Source organism: Streptomyces sp. NPDC030296 (assembly GCF_055572815.1).
The window spans coordinates 235,698-257,451 of the sequence record NZ_JBVICQ010000009.1 but is presented as its reverse complement, the minus strand read 5'-3'; the positions used below and the strand labels follow the sequence as shown (position 1 = coordinate 257,451).

The 21,754-nt window shown below is 71.7% G+C and carries 16 protein-coding genes and 4 pseudogenes; 9 read left to right on the top strand and 11 right to left on the bottom strand.

The genetic code is table 11. The features are described 5' to 3' along the window. Positions 1-25 precede the first annotated feature (25 nt). From ACZ4Z3_RS26340 to ACZ4Z3_RS26325, 4 genes are all read left to right on the top strand, one after another. Positions 26-1,216, top strand: coding sequence for an acetyl-CoA C-acyltransferase (locus ACZ4Z3_RS26340; protein ID WP_468503313.1), 1,191 nt, complete (start codon positions 26-28; stop codon positions 1,214-1,216). Positions 1,217-1,232: 16 nt separating this feature from the next. Next, the gene (locus ACZ4Z3_RS26335) at positions 1,233-2,351 is read left to right on the top strand and encodes a PDR/VanB family oxidoreductase (protein WP_468503312.1); all 1,119 of its coding nucleotides are present in this window, start codon (positions 1,233-1,235) and stop codon (positions 2,349-2,351) included. A gap of 113 nt (positions 2,352-2,464) precedes the next feature. Next, positions 2,465-5,692: a fused isobutyryl-CoA mutase/GTPase IcmF gene (gene icmF, locus ACZ4Z3_RS26330; protein ID WP_468503311.1), complete on the top strand. Its 3,228-nt coding sequence runs from the start codon at positions 2,465-2,467 to the stop codon at positions 5,690-5,692. Between the two features lie 46 nt (positions 5,693-5,738). Continuing rightward, positions 5,739-6,599, top strand: a complete 861-nt coding sequence (locus tag ACZ4Z3_RS26325) for a 3-hydroxybutyryl-CoA dehydrogenase (RefSeq protein ID WP_468503310.1) — start codon at positions 5,739-5,741, stop codon at positions 6,597-6,599. 74 nt (positions 6,600-6,673) lie between these two features. Here the strand turns inward: ACZ4Z3_RS26325 and mgrA are convergent, their stop codons facing one another. Then, the gene (gene mgrA, locus ACZ4Z3_RS26320; protein WP_468503309.1) at positions 6,674-7,672 is read right to left on the bottom strand and encodes an L-glyceraldehyde 3-phosphate reductase; all 999 of its coding nucleotides are present in this window, start codon (positions 7,670-7,672) and stop codon (positions 6,674-6,676) included. 127 nt (positions 7,673-7,799) lie between these two features. Between mgrA and ACZ4Z3_RS26315 the strand changes: the two are divergent. Beyond that, positions 7,800-8,692 (top strand): annotated as a pseudogene (locus ACZ4Z3_RS26315) (LysR family transcriptional regulator). Positions 8,693-8,803: 111 nt separating this feature from the next. Here the strand turns inward: ACZ4Z3_RS26315 and ACZ4Z3_RS26310 are convergent. Then, positions 8,804-8,998: pseudogene (locus ACZ4Z3_RS26310) on the bottom strand (transcriptional regulator); the annotation flags it as partial. A gap of 407 nt (positions 8,999-9,405) precedes the next feature. Between ACZ4Z3_RS26310 and ACZ4Z3_RS26305 the strand changes: the two are divergent. After that, complete coding sequence (locus tag ACZ4Z3_RS26305; RefSeq protein ID WP_468503308.1) at positions 9,406-9,921, top strand: mycothiol transferase; 516 nt, start codon at positions 9,406-9,408, stop codon at positions 9,919-9,921. On the opposite strand, the gene ACZ4Z3_RS26300 is transcribed toward ACZ4Z3_RS26305, so the two are convergent. The 5 genes from ACZ4Z3_RS26300 to ACZ4Z3_RS26280 all read right to left on the bottom strand — a co-directional run bounded on the left by ACZ4Z3_RS26300 (position 9,903) and on the right by ACZ4Z3_RS26280 (position 15,520). After that, positions 9,903-10,973, bottom strand: a complete 1,071-nt coding sequence (locus tag ACZ4Z3_RS26300; protein ID WP_468503307.1) for an adenosine deaminase — start codon at positions 10,971-10,973, stop codon at positions 9,903-9,905. The genes ACZ4Z3_RS26305 and ACZ4Z3_RS26300 overlap by 19 nt on opposite strands. Before the next feature lie 223 nt (positions 10,974-11,196). Beyond that, positions 11,197-11,589, bottom strand: a complete 393-nt coding sequence (locus tag ACZ4Z3_RS26295; RefSeq protein WP_099970141.1) for a VOC family protein — start codon at positions 11,587-11,589, stop codon at positions 11,197-11,199. 170 nt (positions 11,590-11,759) lie between these two features. After that, positions 11,760-13,013 carry a hypothetical protein gene (locus tag ACZ4Z3_RS26290; protein ID WP_468503306.1) on the bottom strand — a complete coding sequence of 418 codons (1,254 nt, stop codon included), beginning with the start codon at positions 13,011-13,013 and terminating at the stop codon, positions 11,760-11,762. 142 nt (positions 13,014-13,155) lie between these two features. Next, a complete protein-coding gene (locus ACZ4Z3_RS26285) occupies positions 13,156-14,523 on the bottom strand; it encodes a phospholipase (RefSeq protein ID WP_468503305.1) in 1,368 nt (455 codons plus the stop codon). 109 nt (positions 14,524-14,632) lie between these two features. Then, positions 14,633-15,520 carry a glycoside hydrolase family 19 protein gene (locus ACZ4Z3_RS26280; protein WP_468503304.1) on the bottom strand — a complete coding sequence of 296 codons (888 nt, stop codon included), beginning with the start codon at positions 15,518-15,520 and terminating at the stop codon, positions 14,633-14,635. A gap of 242 nt (positions 15,521-15,762) precedes the next feature. Between ACZ4Z3_RS26280 and ACZ4Z3_RS26275 the strand changes: the two genes are divergently transcribed. From ACZ4Z3_RS26275 to ACZ4Z3_RS26265, 3 genes are all read left to right on the top strand, one after another. Beyond that, a complete protein-coding gene (locus ACZ4Z3_RS26275; RefSeq protein ID WP_468503303.1) occupies positions 15,763-16,806 on the top strand; it encodes an acyl-CoA dehydrogenase family protein in 1,044 nt (347 codons plus the stop codon). A gap of 89 nt (positions 16,807-16,895) precedes the next feature. Beyond that, on the top strand, positions 16,896-17,549 hold the full coding sequence (locus tag ACZ4Z3_RS26270; RefSeq protein WP_468503302.1) for a dihydrofolate reductase family protein: 654 nt from the start codon (positions 16,896-16,898) through the stop codon (positions 17,547-17,549). Between the two features lie 102 nt (positions 17,550-17,651). After that, complete coding sequence (locus ACZ4Z3_RS26265; RefSeq protein ID WP_468503301.1) at positions 17,652-18,563, top strand: GNAT family N-acetyltransferase; 912 nt, start codon at positions 17,652-17,654, stop codon at positions 18,561-18,563. Positions 18,564-18,581: 18 nt separating this feature from the next. Here ACZ4Z3_RS26265 and ACZ4Z3_RS26260 read toward each other — a convergent pair whose 3' ends face one another. The 4 genes and pseudogenes from ACZ4Z3_RS26260 to ACZ4Z3_RS26245 all read right to left on the bottom strand — a co-directional run. Continuing rightward, positions 18,582-19,724 carry an LLM class flavin-dependent oxidoreductase gene (locus tag ACZ4Z3_RS26260; protein WP_468503300.1) on the bottom strand — a complete coding sequence of 381 codons (1,143 nt, stop codon included), beginning with the start codon at positions 19,722-19,724 and terminating at the stop codon, positions 18,582-18,584. Between the two features lie 50 nt (positions 19,725-19,774). Further along, a pseudogene (locus tag ACZ4Z3_RS26255) lies at positions 19,775-20,448 on the bottom strand (acyl-CoA dehydrogenase family protein). Positions 20,449-20,587: 139 nt separating this feature from the next. After that, positions 20,588-21,142, bottom strand: a complete 555-nt coding sequence (gene ssuE, locus ACZ4Z3_RS26250) for an NADPH-dependent FMN reductase (protein WP_468503299.1) — start codon at positions 21,140-21,142, stop codon at positions 20,588-20,590. A gap of 73 nt (positions 21,143-21,215) precedes the next feature. Then, a pseudogene (locus tag ACZ4Z3_RS26245) lies at positions 21,216-21,472 on the bottom strand (dimethylsulfone monooxygenase SfnG); the annotation flags it as partial. Positions 21,473-21,754 lie beyond the last annotated feature (282 nt).

Genomic DNA, 21,754 nt, shown 5'->3' with positions numbered 1-21,754 from the left:
CCTCGTTCCGCAGGAGGTCCCGGCCGTGCCCGGATCCGTCATCGTCGCCGGAGCCAGAACACCCATCGGCAAACTGATGGGCGCCCTGAGCACCGCGTCCGCCGTCGACCTCGGCGCCCATGCCATCGGCGGCGCGCTGGCCGCCGCGCGCCTGGACCCGGCCGCCGTGGAAGCCGTCGTCATGGGCCATGTCGTCCAGGCCGGTGCCGGTCCCAATCCGGCACGGCAGGCAGCGGTCCGCGCCGGAATCCCGTTCGCCGTGCCCGCGAGCACCGTCAACAAGCTCTGCCTGTCGGGTCTGCACGCCATCGCCCTGGCCGACCTCATGATCGCCTCCGGGCGGCACGAGGTGGTCGTCGCGGGCGGCATGGAGTCCATGTCGGGCGCCCCGCACCTGCTGCGCGGGGCTCGGGCCGGCTGGAAGTACGGCGCGGCCCCCATGGAGGACGCCCTGGACCGCGACGCCCTCGTCTGCGCCTTCGACGGCGTCTCCATGGGCGCGGCCACCGAGCGCCACCAGCGGCCGTACGGGCTGAGCCGCGAGGAGCAGGACGAGTACAGCGCGCTCTCCCACCGGCGGGCCGCCCGCGCCCAGGAGTCCGGGATACTGGCCGGCGAGATCGTCCCCTTCACTGTGACCGGGCGGCACGGCGAGTCGGTGGTGGACACCGACGAGGGCGTACGGCCGGACAGCACCGCCGAGAGCCTGGGGCGGCTGAGGCCGGCGTTCTCCAGCGGGGGCACCATCACCGCGGGCAACTCCTCCCAGCTGTCCGACGGCGCCGCGGCCGTCGTCGTGATGAGCGCCGAACGCGCCCGGTGGGAGGGCCTCACCCCGCTGGCCGAGATCGGCGCGTACGGCACGACGGCGGGCCCCGACGCCTCCCTGCTGGTCCAGCCCGCCGGCGCGGTCCGCGACGCCCTCTCCCGGGACGGCCGGTCGAAGGCCGCCGACCTGGATCTGTTCGAGATCAACGAGGCGTTCGCCGGGGTTGCCCTCGCTTCCGTACGCGAGCTGGACATCCCCCTGGAGAAGGTGAACGTCAACGGCGGCGCCATCGCCCTCGGTCACCCGGTCGGCATGACGGGTGCCCGCCTGGTGCTGTCCCTCGCGACGGAGCTGCGGCGCCGGGGCGGGGGCCGCGGAGCCGCCGCCCTCTGCGGGGGCGGCGGCCAGGGCGACGCACTCCTGCTGCACGTGCCCGCACACACCTGACCCGGAGCCGACCACCATGAACGACCGACTGCCCCCCGCCGGCACCCTCCTCGCCCTGACGAACCGCACCGCCGTGACCGCCCTCCCGGCGGCGACACACCCGCCGGCCGAACGTGTCACCACCGTGTCGGGCCCCGGCCCCTTCGGGGCCGTCACCGCCGAGGCGACCCCTGACCCTGCCGGGTTCGTCCTCACCGTGGCCACCCGCGTCCTGGCCGCCGACGGTGTCGTCTGCCTCGCCCTGCGGCGCCCGGACGGCGGGGCACTCCCGCCCTGGACGCCGGGTGCCCACATCGACGTCGTACTGGACGGCGGCGACAGCTCGGACGGCGGCATGATCCGCCAGTACTCCCTGTGCGGGCGTCCCGGGGAACGGGACGTCTGGCGGATCGCCGTGCTGCGCGAGCCGCGAGGCCGTGGGGGCTCGGCCCACGTCCACGACCACCTGCGCGAAGGCGACGCCGTCCGGGTCCGCGGCCCACGGAACAACTTCCCGCTGCGCCCTGCCGCGCGCCATCTGTTCGTCGCGGGCGGCATCGGGATCACACCGATCCTGCCCATGATCGAGGCGGCCGAGGCCGCGGGGGCCGACTGGCGTCTGCTGTACGGCGGCCGCACCCGCGCGTCCATGGCTTTCCTGGACCGCCTCGCCCCGTACGGTGAGCGCGTGCTGATCCGCCCTCAGGACGCCTACGGCCTGCTGGACCTCGCCGCCTTCGTCGGCCCGCCCGAACCCGACACCCTGGTGCACGCCTGCGGTCCGGAACCCCTGCTGGAGGCCTTGCGGGAAACGTGCGCGGACTGGCCGCCGGGCACCCTGGGGGTCGAGCGGTTCGCCCCGGTCGAGGCGACGGCCGCGGGCCCGGCCGAGGCCTTCGAGGTCGAACTGGCCCGTTCCGGTCTCACCCTCACGGTGCCGCCGGGGCGATCGGTGCTCGAGGCCGTGGAGGAGGCCGGTGTGACGGTGGACTTCTCCTGCCGGGAGGGCACCTGCGGCACCTGCGAGACCGACGTGCTCGAAGGGACGCCCGATCACCGTGACTCCCTGCTGACGGAGGAGGAGCGGGACTGCGGCGACACCATGCTCATCTGCGTCTCCCGCTCGTGCGGACCCCGCCTGGTCCTGGACCTGTGAGCGGCAGGCTCGCCCTCGACCGTAGATCTCATCGCGTGGGGACTCCCCGCAATTTACTAGGACATCCTACTATCACTTCGTCAGCGTTCTCCCCACCCTCCGAGAAGGCCTTCATGACCCTGCACCGACCCGTGCACCCAGTCCGCCTGATCACCGCTTCGGCTCTGTTCGACGGGCACGACGCGTCGATCAACATCATGCGGCGCATCTTCCAGTCCCAGGGAGCCGAGGTGATCCACCTCGGACACAACCGGTCGGTGCGGGAGGTCGTGGACGCGGCGCTGGAGGAGGACGCCCACGGTGTGGCGGTCTCGTCCTACCAGGGCGGGCACGTGGAGTACTTCGAGTACCTGATCGAGTCGCTGCGTGACCGGGGAGCCGACCACATCCGCGTGGTGGGCGGCGGGGGCGGCGTGATCGTACCCGAGGAGATCGCCCGGCTGCGCGGCAGCGGGGTGACCATCTTCTCGCCGGAGGACGGCCAGCGGATGGGCCTGGCCGGAATGGTCAACTCGGTGGTGAGGGACTGCGACTTCGACCTCTGGGACGGCCGACCGGTCGACGCGGCGGACGTCCTGTCCGGGGACCGCTTCGCGATCGCTCGCGCGATCACCGGCGCGGAACTCGGCAAACTGCCCGCGGACCTCCTCGGCCGGCTGCGCGCGGCCGCGGCGGCCCGCAGTACCCCGGTCCTCGGCATCACCGGCACCGGCGGCTCGGGGAAGTCCTCACTCACCGACGAACTGGTACGCCGCTTCCGCGTCGACCAGCAGGACAAGCTGCGGATCGCGGTGATCGCGGTCGACCCGACCCGCCGTCGGGGCGGAGGCGCCCTGCTGGGCGACCGGATCCGGATGAATACCCTGGACGGCAACCGGGTCTTCTTCCGCAGTCTGGCCACGCGGGGCAGCCGTGAGCTGCCGGAGCACCTGTCCGACGTGATCGACGTGGTCAAGGCCGCCGGGTTCGACCTGGTGGTCGTGGAGACGCCGGGCATCGGACAGGGCGACGCGGCGATCGTGCCGTTCGTCGACACCTCGATGTACGTGATGACGCCGGAGTTCGGCGCGGCCTCGCAACTGGAGAAGATCGACATGCTCGACTTCGCCGACGTCGTGGCGATCAACAAGTTCGAGCGGCGCGGTGCCAAGGACGCGCTGCGGGACGTCGGACGCCAACTGGTCCGCAACCGCGAGGCGTTCGGCATGCGGCCCGAGGACATGCCGGTGTACGGCACGTCGGCTGCCACCTTCAACGACGACGGGGTCACCGCGCTCTACCAGCATGTGCGCGCCACCCTGGCCGAGCAGGGGCTGCCGCTGTCCGAGGGCGTTCTGCCGAGGGTCGAGGCGCGTCACTCCTCCGGTATCCGGCAGGTGGTTCCCGCCGACCGGGTGCGCTATCTCGCCGAGGTCACCGAGACGGTCCGCCGGTACCACGCGGCGACCGAGCGGCTGGCGGAGGCGGCCCGGCGGGTGCAGCGGCTGGACCTGGTCCGGGGAGAACTCGTCGAGTCCGGCTCCGACGCCGGGAACGTGGAGTCGCTGCTCGACGACGCCCGAGGCCGGCTGCCGCACGACATCACGGCGCAGATCGAGAACTGGCCCGCGGTCGTCGCCTCCTACTCCGGCGACGAGCAGGTGGTGAAGGTCCGGGACAAGGAGATCCGCACCAGGCTGACCCGCGAGTCCCTCTCCGGCAACAAGATCCCCCGGGTCGCCCTGCCCCGGTTCAGCGACCACGGTGAGCTGGTGCGGTTCTGGCGCCGGGAGAACCTGCCCGGCCACTTCCCCTTCACGGCAGGGGTGTTCCCCTTCAAGCGCGACGGTGAGGACCCGGCCCGGATGTTCGCCGGTGAGGGCGACCCGTTCCGCACCAACCGCCGCTTCAAGCTGCTCTCCGAGGGCCAGCCCGCCACCCGTCTGTCCACCGCGTTCGACTCGGTCACGCTCTACGGCCGCGACCCCGACGAGCGCCCCGACGTCTACGGGAAGGTCGGCACCTCGGGGGTGTCGGTGGCCACCCTTGGCGACATGAAGGCGCTCTACGACGGCTTCGACCTGGTCGCCCCCACGACTTCGGTCTCCATGACGATCAACGGGCCCGCGCCGACCGTCCTGGCGTTCTTCCTCAACACCGTCATCGACCAGCAGACCGAGAGGTTCCGCGCCGTCGAGGGCCGCGACCCCTCGCCCGAGGAGGCGGCCGGGCTGCGGGCGCACGCGCTGGCGAACGTGCGCGGCACGGTGCAGGCCGACATCCTCAAGGAGGACCAGGGGCAGAACACCTGCCTGTTCTCCACCGAGTTCTCCCTGCGGATGATGGCCGACATCCAGGAGTGGTTCATCGCCCACCAGGTGCGCAACTTCTACTCGGTGTCCATCTCCGGCTACCACATCGCCGAAGCCGGGGCGAACCCCATCAGCCAGCTCGCCTTCACCCTGGCCAACGGCTTCACCTACGTCGAGGCGTACCTCGCCCGGGGCATGCACATCGACGACTTCGCCCCCAACCTGTCGTTCTTCTTCTCCAACGGCATGGACCCCGAGTACTCGGTCCTCGGCCGGGTCGCCCGCCGGATCTGGGCGGTGGCGATGCGGGAGAAGTACGGCGCGAACGAGCGCAGCCAGAAGCTGAAGTACCACGTCCAGACCTCCGGCCGCTCCCTGCACGCCCAGGAGATGGACTTCAACGACATCCGCACCACGCTCCAGGCGCTCATCGCGATCTACGACAACTGCAACAGCCTGCACACCAACGCCTACGACGAGGCCGTCACCACCCCCACCGAGGAATCCGTCCGCCGGGCCCTGGCCATCCAGCTGATCATCAACCGGGAATGGGGCCTCGCGATGAACGAGAACCCCCTCCAGGGCTCGTTCGTCATCGACGAGCTCACGGATCTGGTCGAGGAGGCGGTGCTCCAGGAGTTCGAGCGGATCAGCGAGCGCGGCGGTGTGCTCGGCGCCATGGAGACCGGCTATCAACGCGGCCGCATCCAGGACGAGTCGATGCTCTACGAGCAGCGCAAGCACGACGGCACGCTGCCCATCATCGGTGTCAACACCTTCCGCAACCCGCACGCCGGGACCGCCGAACCCGGCGCCATCGAACTGGCCCGCGCCACCGAGGAGGAGAAGCAGTCCCAGCTGGAGCGCGTACGGGACCACCAGGCCCGCCACCGGGAGCAGGCCCACGCCGCCCTGGCCGCACTCAAGGACGCGGCGGTGAGCGGTGACAACGTCTTCGCGGTCCTCATGGACGCCGCCCGCGTCTGTTCGCTGCAACAGATCACCGAGGCCTTCTTCGAGGTCGGCGGCCAGTACCGCCGCAACGTCTGAGGCCGCTCCACCGAACCCCGCGCAGCATCATCAGAGAGGACCTCAGATGGATCCCGTCACCCGTCTCGGCGTCGTGGGCTGCGGCCTCATGGGCTCCGGCATCGCCGAGGTCGCCGCCCTCGGCGGCCTCGACGTCCGGATCGCCGAAGCAACCCATGACGCCGTCGACGCGGGCCGCCGCCGGATCACCGCCTCCCTCGACCGGGGCGTACGGCGCGGCAGGCTCAGCGAGGAGCGGCGGGACCAGGCCCTCGCCGGGCTGTCCTTCACCCACGACCTCAGCGACCTGGCCGACCGCCAGTTCGTCGTCGAGGCCGTCGCCGAGAACCGCGACATCAAGACCGACGTCCTGCGCACCCTGGACAAGGCGGTGGAGGACCCCGCGGCGATCCTCGCGACCAACACCTCGTCGATCCCCGTCGTCGACCTCGCGGTCGTCACCGAGCGACCCGCGCAGGTCGTCGGCATGCACTTCTTCAACCCCGTGCCCGTGCAGCGGCTGGTGGAGGTCGTCCCCGCCCTGACCACCAGCCAGGAGACCGTGCGGCGCACCCGCGACTTCGCCGGTCAGCTGGGCAAGGAGGTCATCCAGGCGCCGGACCGCTCCGGTTTCGTCGTCAACGCGCTGCTCGTGCCGTACCTGCTCAGCGCGGTACGGATGGTGGAGTCGGGCGGCGCCCTCCCCGACGACATCGACCAGGGCATGGAACTCGGCTGCGCCCACCCCATGGGCCCCCTGCGCCTGCTCGACCTCATCGGCCTCGACACCGCGCAGGCGGTGGCCGAGTCCATGTACGAGGAGTTCAAGGAGCCGCTCTACGCGCCTCCGGCCCTCCTGCGCCGCATGGTCGCCGCGGGCCACCTGGGCCGCAAGACCGGCCGCGGCTTCTACACGTACGACACATGAGGCACCCCGGGCAGGTACACGCGGAGGGGGCGTGACGACCGCGGTCGTCACGCCCCCTCCACCGGGCCAGGAGACTACGCCTTGCCCTCGATGATCGCGTCGATACGGGCCAGCTCGTCGGCCTCGAAGTCGAGGTTGCGGATCGCGCCGACACTGTCCTCGATCTGGCGCGCGCTGCTCGCACCGACCAGCGCGGAGGTCACCCGGCCGCTGCGCAGCACCCAGGCGAGGGCGAGCTGGGTCAGCGACTGGCCGCGCGACTTGGCGACCTCGTCGAGGGCGCGCAGCCGGCCCACCAGGTCCTCGGTGACGGCGTCGGAGTTCAGGAACGGGCTGTCGCTCGCCGCCCGCGAGTCCTCCGGGATGCCGTCGAGGTAGCGGCCGGTCAGCAGTCCCTGCTCCAGCGGGGAGAAGACGATGGAACCCACCTGGAGCTCGTCGAGGGCGTCGAGCAGGCCCTCGCTCTCGGGGCGCCGGTCGAGCATCGAGTAGCGCGGCTGGTGGATGAGGAGCGGGGTGCCCAGCTCGCCCAGGATGCGGGCGGCCTCACGGGTCTGCTCGGCCGAGTAGTTGGAGACGCCGACGTACAGCGCCTTGCCCTGCTGCACCGCCGAGTGCAGGGCACCCATCGTCTCCTCCAGCGGGGTGTCCGGGTCGGGACGGTGGGAGTAGAAGATGTCGACATAGTCGACGCCCATGCGCTTCAGGCTCTGGTCGAGCGAGGACAGCAGGTACTTGCGGGAGCCCCACTCTCCGTACGGGCCGGGCCACATAAGATAGCCCGCCTTGGTGGAGATGATCAGCTCGTCGCGGTACGGGGCGAAGTCGGCCCTGAGCGCCTCGCCGAACGCGGACTCGGCGGCACCGGGCGGCGGACCGTAGTTGTTGGCCAGGTCGAAGTGGGTGACACCCAGGTCGAAGGCGCGGCGCAGGATCTCGCGCTGGGTCTCGACGGGCCGGTCGGGGCCGAAGTTGTGCCACAGGCCGAGTGAGAGCGCCGGCAGTCTCAGACCGCTGCGTCCGGTGCGCCGGTAGGGCATGTCCGCGTAACGGTCGTGGTGTGCGGTGTACAACGCGACTCCAGAGGGGTTGGCACGGTGGGTCCGGGTTCCCTGAGAACCGGTGTCCACTCTTTCGCGACCTGGGGGCATCGGTCCAACAGAAGAATCCGATGGGATTCAGCGCTTACGCTTCTCAGTCATGGAGCTCCGTCATCTGCAGCATTTCGTCGCGGTCGCCGAGGAGGAACACTTCACCCGGGCGGCCGAACGGCTGCTGGTCTCGCAGTCCGGCCTGTCCGCGTCCATCCGCTCGCTGGAAAGGGAGCTGCAGACGCCGCTGTTCGTACGGACGACGCGCCGGGTGACGCTCACACCGGCCGGCCGGGCGCTGCTGACGGAGGCGGAGCGGATCCTGGCGCAGGTGCGGTCGGCGCACGAGGCGGTGGCCGCGGTGCAGGGTGTCCTGCGCGGCATGCTGGCGCTCGGGTCGGAGCAGTGCATCGCCGGGGTACATGTGGCGGGGCTGCTCGCCGCGTTCCGGCGCCGGCACCCGGATGTGGAGATCTGTCTGCGGCAGGCCGGCTCCGGCGCCCTCGCGGACGAGGTGGCGAGCGGGCGGCTCGACCTGGCCTTCGCGGTGCGGACCGCGCAGGAGGACACCGACCAGCTGCGGGTCGTCCCGCTGACCGGTGAGCCGGTGACCGTGCTGTGCCATCCCAGCCACCGTCTCGCGGCCGCCGGCGCGGCCGTGACGCCCGAGGACCTCGGCGGTGAGGTCTTCGTCGACTTCACCCGGACTGGGGGCCGCGCCGCACGACCGACGCCGTCTTCGCCGCCGCGGGCGTCCGCAGGACGGTGCCTCTGGAGGTCAACGACGTGCACAGCCTCCTCGACCTCGTCGACGAGAACCTCGGCATCGCCGTCGTACCGCGCCACTTCCGGCACAAGCGCGCGTCGCTCACCGCCGTCCCCCTGAAGGGCACCGGCGACACCGTGTACGAGACGGTCGCCCTGCTGCCGCCCCCGCAGGCCATGAGCCCGGCGGCACGGGCCCTGCTGGGGCTGCTGGAACCGCGGATCGACACCTTCTGAGCCGGCCGGCCGGTAAGCCCGTCAGCCGGTTGGTCGGTCAGCCGGGTCGGTCGGTCAGTCAGCCGGTCGTCCGTCCGTCAGGGGCGCCCACTGGTGCTTCCAGGTGGCGTGATCGACATCGAAGTAGCGGGGGCTGATCTCTCCGCCGCAGCCCTGGTCCATTGCGTAGACGTTGCCCTCGGTGGGAGCGCTGCGGCCGACGACACACACGCGCAGCGCCTTGAGGACCACCGCCTTCGACGACCGCCCCTGCACCGAGATCTCCACGAGCGTCTTCCGGCCGTGCACCGCCTGCCGCGTCGCGGCCGCAGTAGCGGTGCAGTGTCGACGTGTTCATGTTCACATGAACAGCACGCGCACCATCCGCCGTACTCTGCCGCGAGCCTCGCCCTGGCCCTCGGCCTCGGCATGACGGCCACGGCGTCCGCCGGCGGTCCGCGCACCGTCAGCGGCGAGCCGTCCGACGCGGTGACCCGTATCGCCGACTTCTACGGCGCCTACCTCGACGCGCAGAGCGGCCCGGCAGGCGGCGGCAAGCTCGGCGAACCACACGGAGGCCGGGATCACCTTCACCTGGGGCAGCGGCAGAAGACCAGCTCGTCGTCGACACGAGGCGCGACTACAGGATCTTCCACATCGGCACGAAGGGAGCGTCCGGCAGCTGACGGACGGGGGGCCGTGCGGGGGCGGTGCCGATGGCCGATGGTGGACGTATGGATGTGAAGGACGTTCTCATCGACGCGTTCGGCCGGATCAAGGAGGAGGTCCATGCCGCGGTGGACGGACTCTCCGCCGACGACCTCCACGCCCGCCCCGCTCCCGGCGCCAATTCCGTCGCCTGGCTGGTGTGGCACCTCAGCCGGATCCAGGACGATCATGTCGCCGATGTCGCCGGGCTCGACCAGGTCTGGTTGTCCCAGGACTGGGAGAAGCGCTTCGGGCTGGGTCTGCCGCGCCACGACACGGGCTACGGGCACAGCGCGGCGCAGGTCGGGAAGGTGCGGGTGGCCTCCGCGGACCTGCTGACCGGGTACTACGACGCCGTGCACGACCAGACCCTCGGGTATGTGCGCGGGCTGACCGGCCGGAGTCTCGGCCGCATCGTGGACGAGCGCTGGGATCCGCCGGTCAGCCTGGGCGTCCGCCTGGTGAGCGTCCTGGCCGACGATCTTCAGCATGCCGGCCAGGCCGCGTACGTACGGGGTCTGCTTCAGCGCGCGGACTCGTAGCCCGGCAGCACGACGTCACGGATCAGGGCGTTCCGCTCGTCGAACGGGATGAACGCGCTCTTGAGGGCGTTGACGGTGACGGTGCGCAGGTCGTCGAGGGTCCAGCCGGCCTCCTCGACGAGCAGGCCCATCTCCCGGGTCATGGTGGTCCCCGACACCAGACGGTTGTCGGTGTTGAGGGTGACGCGGAAGCCGAGGTCCTTCAGGGCGGTGATGGGGTGCTCCGCGATGGAGGTGGCCGCGCCGGTCTGGAGGTTGGAGGTGGGGCACATCTCCAGGGCGACTCGGCGGTCGCGGATCCAGGAGGCGAGGCGGCCGAGCTTGCCGTCGACGATGTCCTCGGTGATGCGGACGCCGTGGCCGACGCGCTGGGCGCCGCACACCTGGAGGGCCTGGTGGATGCTGGGCAGGCCGTGGGCCTCACCGGCGTGGATCGTGAAGGGGACGCTCTCGCGGCGCAGGTGCTCGAACGCGGCCAGGTGGTCGGCGGGCGGGAAGCCGTCCTCGGCGCCCGCGATGTCGAAGCCGACGACACCGGCGTCCCGGAAGGCGACGGCCAGGTCGGCGGCCTCGCGGACCCGGTCGAACATGCGCATCCCGCACAGCAGGGTGCCGACGCGGACCGGGGTGCCCTGGGCCGCCGCCTTGGCCATACCGGCGGCGAGGCCCTCCTGCACGGTCTCGACGACCTCGGCCATGGCCAGCCCGCCCCTGGTGTTCAGCTCGGGGGCGTAGCGGACCTCGCCGTAGACGACCCCGTCGGCGGCCAGGTCGAGCACGTACTCCTCGGCGGCGCGCAGCAGGCCCTCGCGGGTCTGCAGCACGGCGAGCGTGTGCTCGAAGGTGGCTATGTACCGCACCAGGTCACCGGAGTTGGCGGCCTCGTAGAACCAGGCGGCGAGGCCCTCCGGGTCGGTCTCGGGAAGGGTGTGGCCGACCTCCGCCGCGAGCTCGACGAGGCTCGCGGGGCGCAGACCGCCGTCGAGGTGGTCGTGCAGGACGACCTTGGGGAGGCGGCGGATGGTGTCGGCGTCGATGCGGGGCGCGGTCATGGCGTTCGTTCCTCGGCAGGTGGTGCGGTGGGTGTGCGGGGGTGTGCGGCTGGTGCGCCAATCGGGTCCGGTGGGCGGCCCGGCAGACGGCTCAGTCAGTGCCTCCTCGGCCGGTGGCGGCTGAGCGAAGGCGGCTCGGTCGGTGGCTGCTGAGCCGGGGCTGCTCGGTCGGTGGCGGTCGGGTCGGGGCGGCTCGGCCGGCGGTGGCTCAGTCGGCGGTGGCTCAGTCGGCCGGCTGGAGGAGGTCCCAGCGGTTTCCGTACAGGTCCTCGAAGACGGCGACCGAGCCGTACGGCTCGTGGCGCGGCTCCTCCAGGAACCTGACGCCCGAGGCCAGCATCCGGGCGTGGTCGCGGGCGAAGTCGTCGGTGTGGAGGAAGAAGCCCACGCGTCCGCCGGTCTGGTCGCCGATCCGGCCACGCTGTGCCTCGTCCTTGGCCCGGGCGAGCAGCAGTCCGCTGCCCGCGCCCCCGGTGCCCGGCTCGACGACGACCCAGCGGCTGCCGTCGGGCCTCGGGGCGTCCTCGACGAGCCGGAAGCCGAGCGCCTCGGTGTAGAAGCGGATCGCCTCGTCGTAGTCGTCGACCACGAGGGTGACCAGGGCGACGCGTCTCATCGGAGGGCCTCTCGGGTGGGGCGCGGTTCACGCGCGGGGCGGAGCGGGGTTCTACCGAGGTTCGCTCGGGGTTCCCGGGAGGTTATACGTAACACCTACCGGACGGCAACTGGCGTGGACGACGGAGGCCCCCTGCCGACGCAGGGGGCCCCACCGGTGGGAACGCCGGGTCAGTCGCCCGGCGAGGCCTTGCGGAGGGCGGCGATGCAGGTGTTGAGCGCCTCCTGGAGTTCCTCCAGGCGCTGGAGCATGTCGTCCTCGTAGATCGCGTCGAGGTCCACGGCGTCGTCGAGGGTCAGCTCCTCGAAGACCTTCGTCGCCTTCTGGAGGCTGCTGTAGAACTTCGTGCGGCGCTCCTGGACCCGCAGCTCGGGGTTGGACTCGACGGTCTGGACGACGAGCTCCTTGACGGTGTCGTACGCCTCCGTCGCCCACTCGCCGGTGTCCTCGTCGTCGTCCAGCTCGTCGATGAGGGACAGGTGCCGCTCGGCCTCGGCGCGCAGTTCGGCGGGGGCGTCGATGACCTGCCCGGCGGGGGTCTTGACCTGGCCGTTCTCCACGATCTGCCGGACGTACCCGATACGGGTCGCGGCCTGGGTCTCGCTGGCGACCGCCTTCTTCAGCTCCTCTGTGCGCGCGATGTCCCGGGCGAGTTCGGTCTGGAGGGACGGGTCCTCCTTGAGCCGGTCGAGGAGAGCGGTGCGGGCCGCCTGGGCGGTGGAGGGGTCGGCGAGGATCGCGGCGCGCAGCGCGGTGGGGTTCTCGGCGACCTCCAGGGCCTTGGTGGGGCGGATGCCCTCGGCCTCGGCGGCCGCGGTGATGGCGGTGCCCCGGTCGGAGGTCGCGCTGGAGCGGGAGCTGTAGTACGACAGCCAGACGTCCGAGTCGGGCAGGTCGATCTCGGCGCCGGGGGCGAGCGCCTCGAAGTGCGGGACCATGCCGTCGTCGGCCGCCTTGTCCCACGCCTTGTAGTAGCGCATGACGCGCTCCGCCGAGCACCCGGCCAGTTCCGCGAACCGCTTCGCGGACACCTTCACGGTCTCGCCGGGCAGTTCGCCGCCGGGCCGCACGCTCCGCGCCACCTTCAGGGCGAACGCCCAGCCGCCGGTGCGGGCGTACACCCCGAAGTCGCGTGCGTCACGGGCGACTTGCTCGTCCACGACGTCCTCGGCGTCGACCGCGTCGCCGTCCACAGCGGTCGGGGCCGGCGCGTCGCCCGACACCTGGGCCGGTACCTGTCCGGCGGACGCCTCGGACGGGCCCGCACCGCGCGCCTCGTCCTGCCGGACCCCGGCGTCGGCGTCGGCGGTGGCGGCGCCCGGCTCGACCCAGATTCCCTCGTCCTGCGCCGGCACTCCCCCGGCCGCCGGCGTCTCGTCGGCGGGCGGTACGGCCGACGCGGAGTGGGCGGTGGCTACGCTCACGGATGACTCTCCCGAGTGGTGACGAACGACAGGGCAGAACAGGCAGCCTATATGAACCGCTTGGTGCCGCTTTGCGCCCGACCGCGCGTGTGTGTCGGCGCTCGCCCCGCCCGGAGGAGTCCGCCGGCGAGGTACTCCCACCCTACGGATAGGTGTACGTGTTCAGGGTCGTGACCGCCGATGCCGCGTTGCCCAGGTTGTAGTGGTCGACCGCGAGGAAGTTCGGCTTCTTGCGGGCGGCCGGCTGGCAGAAGCGCTGGGCGCGGTCGGCCAGCTTCGCGTTGTCGTTGCCGGCGGTGCCGGTGATGCCGACGTCACGGAAGTGGTTCATGACGAACAGCGGCTTGAAGGCGGAATCGGTGCGGGTGAGCGGGATGTTGGTGTTGGCGTCGTACCAGCGGCTGTAGCAGGACCAGTCGGAGGAGCCGATGCCGCCGCCCATGGACCAGTAGTTCTCGACGGTCCACTCCTTCTGGTACATGACGCCGAAGGTGTCGCGGGTGAGCCCGGCGGCCTGGTCGGAGGCGCGGCTGCGGTCGGTGAAGAGGAGCAGGCGGTCGTTCGCGGCGATCAGATCGGCCATCCTCGGCCAGCCGCTGGTGCGCACGCCGGTCTGGTCGGGTCGGTACAGCACGTCGGACAGACCGTTGACACGGGCGAGTTCGGAGCGCAGGACGGCCGGGTCGACGTAGTCCTCCAGGAACACGGTGAGGAACTGGTCGGGGTTCTGCTTGAGGAAGTCGACCATGCGCTGGATGTCGACCCACAGGGCGACGGGCCGGCTGACGAGGGTGCAGCTGTTGTGGCAGAGGATCGCGCCGTCGGGGGTCTGGTGGATGTCCAGCATGAATCCGCGTACGCCGTCGGCGAGTTGCTGGTTGATGCCGCGTGTCTGGTTCGGGACGAGGTTGACGAAGGGGGGTGCGAAGCCGCCGTCGACGCCGTTGGCGTAGGCGTTGTGGGCGGTGAGGAACGTGACCTGGTCCAGGGTGCGCTGCCCGGCGGGAGGCATGGGGTTGGTGGTGGGGCTGACCGGGGTGAGGTACCAGGCGGCCAGGTCGCCCGCGCCGCCGGTGACCAGCGGGGCGGGGTAGTTGGCGCCGGAGGGCTTGGCGCCGACCGTGAGGTAGCGCTCGGCGCCGGGCACCTTGAGCCGGTGGCGGCCGGAGCCGAGGTCGGTGATGTCCCAGACGGCGTCGCCGCTGGTGCAGGCGACCGTTCTGGCCTGGTCACCGGAGCGGCCGAGGCAACTACCCCCGGCGTCCACGCTCTCCAGCACGTACGAGGCTCCGCTCGCCCGCAGCGTCCACTGCTGGCGGTCCTCGTTGCCCTTGGGGCGGTGCTGTTCCACCACTCCCCCGCTGTCGGCCGCGTTGAGCCCGGTGACGGCGCTCTGCACGTAGTAGGCGCCCGGAGCGGGAACCGCGGCGGAGGCCGCGGGCGCGGGCGCGGCCACGACGGCCGCCAGCGCCACGGCGGCCGCGAGCGAGGTGGTACGGGGACTTGGCATGGGGGTGCCCTTCGTCGGAACGGGGACAGGAGCGGGGCCCGGCCGCGACGAGGGTGGCCGGACCCCGAGTCGAAGTCAGGTGCATGACATCACGGCGGAGGGGTCGCCGTCAGCAGTACAGGTTGCCTCCCGGTGAAGTCCCGAGGATCTGTACGAACCGCTGGTAAGCGCTCACCCGGCTCTGTACCTGCGCCGGGTTCTTGCCGTCGCACTCCAGCGAGCCGTTGATGCTGCGGATGGTGTGGCCGAAGCCCGCTCCGGTGACCATCGCGTTGTGGCCGGTCATGCTGCCGGGGCCGGTCTGGGTGTTCCAGTACCACAGGGCGGTCTTCCAGGCGACGGCCGCGTCGTTCTGCACCAGCCAGGGGTTGCCCAGCAGGTTGAGGCCCAACGCGTCCCCGGCCGCCTTGTAGTTGAAGTTCCAGCTGAGCTGGATCGGGCCCCGGCCGTAGTAGGCCGCCTGTCCGGCCGGGCAGCCGTAGGGCCTGCTCCAGTCGCAGTAGGTGGGGTAGTTGGCGGTGTTCTGCTCGACGATGTGGACCAGCCCGCCCGTCTCGTGGTTGACGTTGGCGAGGAACGCCGCCGCCTCCTGCTTCTTGACGGTGTCGCTGCCGGTGGTGGCGAAGGCCGGGAACGCGCTCATGGCCGCCCGCAGCCCGCTGTACGAGTAGAACGAGTTCCGGTTCGGGAACATCTGGTTGAACTGCGCCTCGCTCACCACGAACCCGGAGGGGTTGGTGGGGCCGTTCTCACAGGCGTACGGCTCCCAGTACCAGGTGCTGATGGTGGGGTCGTAGCCCGGGTTGGCATGCTCGGCTATGTAGGCCCGGCCGTCGGTGTAGCGGACGATGTCACCGGCGGCGTAGGAGCGGCCCGCCACCCAGTTCGGGTAGCTGGAACAGGGAGCGGCGCTCGCGCTCTGGGCGGGCAGCAGCAGGGGTGTGGAACCGCCGATGACCAGCGCGGTCACCAGGGCGGAGAGTCGGCGCCTGGACACGGGATCAACTCCTTCGTGGGGGCACGGCCGCACCCGGGCGAGGCTCCGCGGGGCATGACGGGGACGGACCTCGCGCGCACGCGCCGGCGGAGCCGGCCACGGTGCGGGGCGGCCGTGGTGGGGGGTGTGGTGGCACACTCAACCGCGTTGGTCTGTACCAGTCAAGGGTGTAGACCAGTCAAAGACACGTCGACGACGCGAAAAGGTGATCTTCCAGTGCCGGGGGCGGGGAGAATCCCCCCATGACCACGTCACCGCATCCTCTCGTCGTCCGGGCGCGCAGTCTCGCCGCCGAAGTGCTGGCGCCTCAGGCCGAGCGCGTCGATCAGGAGCAGGTGCCCGCGAGCAGCATCGAGGCGATCAAGAGGTCGGGGCTGCTGGGGGTGAACGCGCCGCAGGCGTACGGCGGTTCGGGGGCGCCGAACTCCGTGGCGCGGGAGATCGCGGAGATCCTGGCGGGCGCGTGCTGCGCGACGTGGTTCGTGCAGACCCAGCACTACACACCCGTACTGACCCTCACCAAGACCGAACTCCCGGCCAAGGAGAGGCTGTTGGCGAAGCTGGCGACGGGTGAGCTGTTGTCCGGGGTGGCGTACGCGCATCTGCGGAGGTATCCGCAGGTACCGGTCCGGGCCGTGCCCAAGCGCGGCGGCTGGCGCTTCCACGGGACGGTTCCCTGGTACACGGGGTGGGGCCTGAACGATGTGATGCTGCTGGCCGGGGTCACGGACGCCGACGAGGTGGTGTTCGCGTTCACGGAGGCCAGACAGCAGTCGGGGTTGAAGGCGTCGCCGCCGATGCGGCTGGCCGCGCTGACCGCCACCCGCACGGTCTCGCTCCAGCTCGACGGGCTGTGGATCCCGGACGAGGCGGTGGCCCTGCACGCCCCGTACGAGAGCTGGGCGGCGGGCGACCGGCCCAAACCGGCGAACGCCTCGCCGGCGGTGTTCGGTGTCGCCGAGTCGGCGCTGGCGCTGCTGGACCAGGACGACCCCACGACGAAGGGGCTGCGACTGCGGCTGGACAAGGTGCGGCGCCAGGCGTACGCCCTCGCCGACCACCCGGCGCCGCACGAGCACCTGGAGGAGCGGCTGGCGCTCAAGACGAAGGCGTTCGATCTGATGCGGACGGCGACGACCGCCGCGCTCGTCACCGGCGGCGGGCGCGCCCTCGACCTGGACAGCCGGGCACAACGTCTCGCGCGTGAGGCGATGTTCCTGCTGGTGCAGGGGCAGACCGCGGAGGTGCGCCGGGCCCATCTGGGGGCACTGTCGGCCGCGTACTGAAGGAGCGACGCCTCCTGAGGGGCCATCATCGTTCCAGCACCGCGTCGGTCCGGCGCGGCCCGAACGGCAGCGGAAAGGAGGCGCCGGCCATGTCCCTCGCCCGCGTCCACAACTTCTCCATCTCGCTCGACGGTTACGGCACCGGTGAGGGCCTGAGCCGGGACGCGCCCTTCGGCCACGCCGGTGAGAGGTTGCACCAGTGGATGTTCGCGACCCGGTGGTGGCACGAGCTGACCGGCGGGTCCGGTGGGCAGGGCGGGCTCGACGACATCTTCGCGCGGCGGTTCGCGCCCGGCATCGGCGCGGAGATCATGGGCGCGGGAAAGTTCGGCTACCCCGGATGGCACGACGACCCCGAGTGGAAGGGATGGTGGGGCCCCAACCCGCCGTTCCACACACCGGCCTTCGTCCTCACCCGTCATCCGCGCCCGTCGCTCGCCATGGAGGGCGGGACGACGTTCCACTTCCTCGACGCCTCACCCGCCGAAGCGCTGGAGCGGGCCCGTGAGGCCGCGGGCGGCCAGGACGTCCGGATCGGCGGAGGACCCACGGTGGTCCGCGACTTCCTCGCCGCCCGGCTCATCGACCATCTGCACGTCGTGGTGGTCCCACTCCTGCTCGGCCGAGGCGTCCGTCTCTGGGACGGGCTGGAGGGCGTGGAGGAGGACTACGCGGTCGAGTCCGTGTCCTCGCCCAGCGGCGTCACCCATGTGACGTTCACCCGGGCGGGCGTCGCACCGTGATGTCCGCGATCCCCTGGAGCCGGGCGCGCCGCCGCCGTACCCTCGACCCCGTACCGCATCGCATGGCGGGCTTCCGACACGTTCTCCGACCGGAGGTCCCCCATGCCCGCGCCGCAGGTGCGCCCGTTCCGCCGCGCCGACCGTGACCAGCTCACCGATCTGATCAACACGCATGTCGCCGCCGTCGTCCCCGGTGTGTCCGTGTCGGTGAACACGGTGCTCAGCGATCTCGAACGCCGCCCGGAGGAATTCCTCACCGACCCCTGGGTGAGCGAGCGGGTCACCCTCGTCGCCGAGCGGCGCGACCACATCGTGGCCGCCGCCCATCTGCTGCGCTACCGGGCGGACGACGAGGTCGGCCCGCACTACCGGGACGTCGGCGAGGTCGGCTGGTTCGTCGGCCGGGTGCCGGCGTCCTTCCTGCCGGACACCGAGGAGGCCGCGGACCTGCTGATGAGTGCCTGTCTCGCGCAACTGGCCCGGTGGGGCGTGCGCGCCCGGTACGCGGACGGGGGGCTTCCCGCCCCGGCCGTGTACGGGGTGCCACGGGCCTGGCCGCACGTCCGCGCCGTGTACGAACGCGCAGGCTTCCGGCACGTGGGTGACACCGAGGTCGTCCTGATCGCCCGCGTCGGCGACCTGCCGTCCGCCGAGCCGAGGCGGGGCATCACGGTCGACCGCACGCTGGGCGAGTGCGGCACCCGCCTCACGGCCCGCGCCGCCGGTCGGGTGATCGGTTTCATAGAGGTGGACACCGCCCTGTTCCGCCCCGAGCGCCACACCCGCGGTTCCGGCCTCGCCGACATCGGCAACCTCAGCATCGCCCCCTCGGCGCACACGGACGGACTGGAGCACTGGCTTCTCGGGCAGGCCGCCGACTGGCTGCGCCTGTGCGGCGTGGACCGTCTGCTGGCCTACGAGGCGGCGGCCGACCGGGCGGCGATCGACCGGCTGACCTCGGCGGGCTTCCGCGAACTGACCCGGACCGACCGCCACTGGGAGCACCGTCCCTGACGACGACGTGACGTCCCCTCAGCTCGCGAACGGCACCTGGGCCGGCGGCGCGGCCCGCCCGGCGGAGGGGTGCCGCCACAGGCCCTCGGCGGCGAGCCGCGGGAGGACGCCCTCGCCGAACCAGTACGCCTCCTCCAGGTGCGGGTACCCGGACAGGACGAACTCGTCGATGCCGAGGGCGTGGTACTCCTTGACGCGCTCGGCGACCTCCGCGTGGCTGCCGACCAGGGCGGTCCCCGCGCCGCCGCGCACCAGGCCGATCCCGGCCCAGAGGTTGGGGTGGATCTCCAGGCTGTCGCGGCGGCCCCCGTGCAGGGCGAGCATGCGCTGCTGGCCCTCGGACTCGCTGCGGGCGAGCCCGGCCTGCACGGACCGTACGGTGGCCGGGTCGAAGCCGTCGAGCAGGCGGTTCGCCTCCGCCCAGGCCTGCTCGGCGGTGTCACGGGTGATGACGTGCAGCCGGATCCCGAAGCGGAGGGTGCGGCCCCGTTCGGACGCGAGCCCCTTGATCCAGGCGATCTTCTCGGCGACCAGGGCCGGTGGCTCGCCCCAGGTGAGGTAGACGTCGGCGTGCCGGGCGGCGATCTCCCCGGCGATGGGCGAGGAGCCGCCGAAGTACACCTCCGGCACCGGGTCGGGCACCCGCGCCAGCTTGGCGTCCTCGACCCGCAGGTGCTCGCCCTTCAGATCGACGGTCTTCCCCGCCCACAGATCCCGCACGATCTCCAGGAACTCACCCGTACGGCGGTACCGGTCGTCCTTGTCGAGGAAGTCGCCGTAGGCCCGCTGCTCATGGCTCTCGCCTCCGGTGACGACGTTGAGGAGGAGCCGCCCGCCGGACTGCCGCTGGAAGGTCGACGCCATCTGCGCGGCCAGGGTGGGCGAGACGAAGCCGGGGCGGAAGGCGACCAGGAACTGCAGGCGTTCGGTGTGCTGGCTGACCATGGCCGTGGTCAGCCAGGCGTCCTCGCACCAGGCGCCGGTGGGGGTCAGCGCGCCGACGAAGCCGAGGTCCTCGGCGGCGCGGGCGATCTGGCCCAGATAGGCGACCGTGGGCGGCCGGTCCCGGCCGGACTCGGTGGCGGGGGTGCCGTGGCCGCCGCCGACGACGTGGCGGCTGTCGCCGTTGGTGGGCAGGAACCAGTGGAAGGCGAGGGACACGTGGGGGTCTCCGTTCGGGAAGGTCCGGATCAGGTCGTCGGGGATGCCGCTCAGAGCAGGCCGTGGCGTGGGGGCCGGGTGCCGCTCAGCACGTACCGGCCGATGTGCTGGACCTTCCAGCGGGCCGGGTCGTGCAGGGTGTGGGTGCGGGCGTCACGCCAGTAGCGGTGCAGGTGAGGGAGGCGAGGGCGGAGCGGGTGCCGCAGACCTCGAAGAGGGAACTCGCGACCTCGACGGCGCTCCGCGCGGCGTGCGCCTTCGCGGCGGCCACGGCGATGGAGGCCTCGGCCGCCGAGTCGTCGGTGAGATCGGCGCGGGCCGCGTCCACGGCGCGGGGCGGCCTCCCGCAGCAGCGCGCGGGACGCCCGTGCCCGACGGCGAGTTCACCGAAGCGCTGGACGAGGAGCGGGTCCTCGGCCGGGGTCTCGACCTCGGCCTCGAACCACGGCCGGCTCGTGGTGCGGACGAAGGCGGCGGCCTGCGGGATCTGGGCGAGGCTGGCGTCGGCGGAGGCGAGCAGCCGGAAGATCTCGGCCAGGGTCTCCTGGCGTACGTCCGCTCCGCCGTGCTCGGCGGGAACGGTGACGGCGAGCAGCCCGGAGGCCGAGAGCCGGTCCGACTCGGCTCGGGGCAGCCGTCGTTCGGCGTCCCGCTCGGAGGCGCCGGCGCGGAACTCCTCGGCGAGTTCGGCGGCGACGGTGAGGGCCTCGGCGTCGTCCGCGATGACCTCGGCGGCGGGAGCGCCCGCCGGGGCGTGGGTCGGCCCGTCGGTGGGAGCGTCGGTCGGGACGGCGGTCGGTGTGCTGATCTGCGTACCGGTCGGTGTGCCGGTCCGCGTGTCGGTCGGTGCGCCCGTCACGGTGTCAGCTCGCCGCGGCCAGGACGGGCACAGGGCCGAGGGCGGTCAGGAACTGGTCGACGACCTGGCCCAGCGCCTCGGCCGTGGCCGGGGCGACCGTGACCCTGCCGTCCTCGGCCACGGTGATCTCCTTGTCGAGGGTGAACCAGCCGGGGACGATGTGCCGGGCGCCCATGGAACTGAGGACCGGACGCAGCGCGTAGTCGAGGGCGAGGACGTGGGCGGTGCTGCCTCCGGTGGCCAGGGGCAGCACGGTCTTGCCGGTGAGGGCGTACTGCGGGAGCAGGTCGAGCAGGGCCTTGAGGACTCCGGAGTAGGCGGCCTTGTAGACGGGGGTGCCGATGACGACGCCGTCGGCGCGTTCGAACAGCGCGGCGGCCTCGACGACGGCCGGGTGCGTGAAGTCCGCGCCGAGGAGGGCGTCGGCGGGGATGGTGCGGACGTCGAGCGGGACGACCTCGTGCCCGTGGGCGGTCAGGCGGGCGTCGAGGTGACGCAGCAGCCTGGCGGTGCGGGAGGAGACGGAGGGGCTGCCGGAGACGGACAGGACGGTGGCCATGGCTTCTCTTTCTGTGGAACGGGCGCCGCGGCGAGAGCGGCGTCCCGGGAAGGCGTACGGTCGAGTGGGGCGGTCAGACGTGCGCGGGGACGGTCACTGCCTCGGCCTCGGTTTCGGGCCCGGTCTCAGGAAGCTGCGCCTCCAACTCGCGTACGAGGGGCAGGACGCGGCGGCCGAAGTACTCGACCTCCTCGTGGTAGTGGAGGAAGCCCAGCAGGAAGAGGTCGACGCGCCGAGCTTCTTGTAGGCGACGACGCGCTCGGCGATCTGCTCGGGGGTGCCGATGAGCCCCGTACGGAAGCCGTCGTTGTACTGGATCAGGTCCTCGTTCGTCGTGCTCCAGCCAGGGTTCGCCGAGAGCGGCGTACTCGAAGCCGTTGTTCTCGGCGAGGACGGCGAGTTCACGGTTGTAGGCGTAGTCCCAGTCGGTGCGCTGCTCGATCTTGCTGGTGACGAGTCCTTCGCTGACATTGGGGACCCGGTAGGCGAATTTCAGGGGTGCGGCGGGCATGCGGAAACTCCTGTCGCGGAATGGTTTCGGGCACGCCGAATTCACGGGCGCGCGAGAGCCGCGAAAAGCGTGCGGGGCGCGCTGAATTCAGGCGGGAAAAG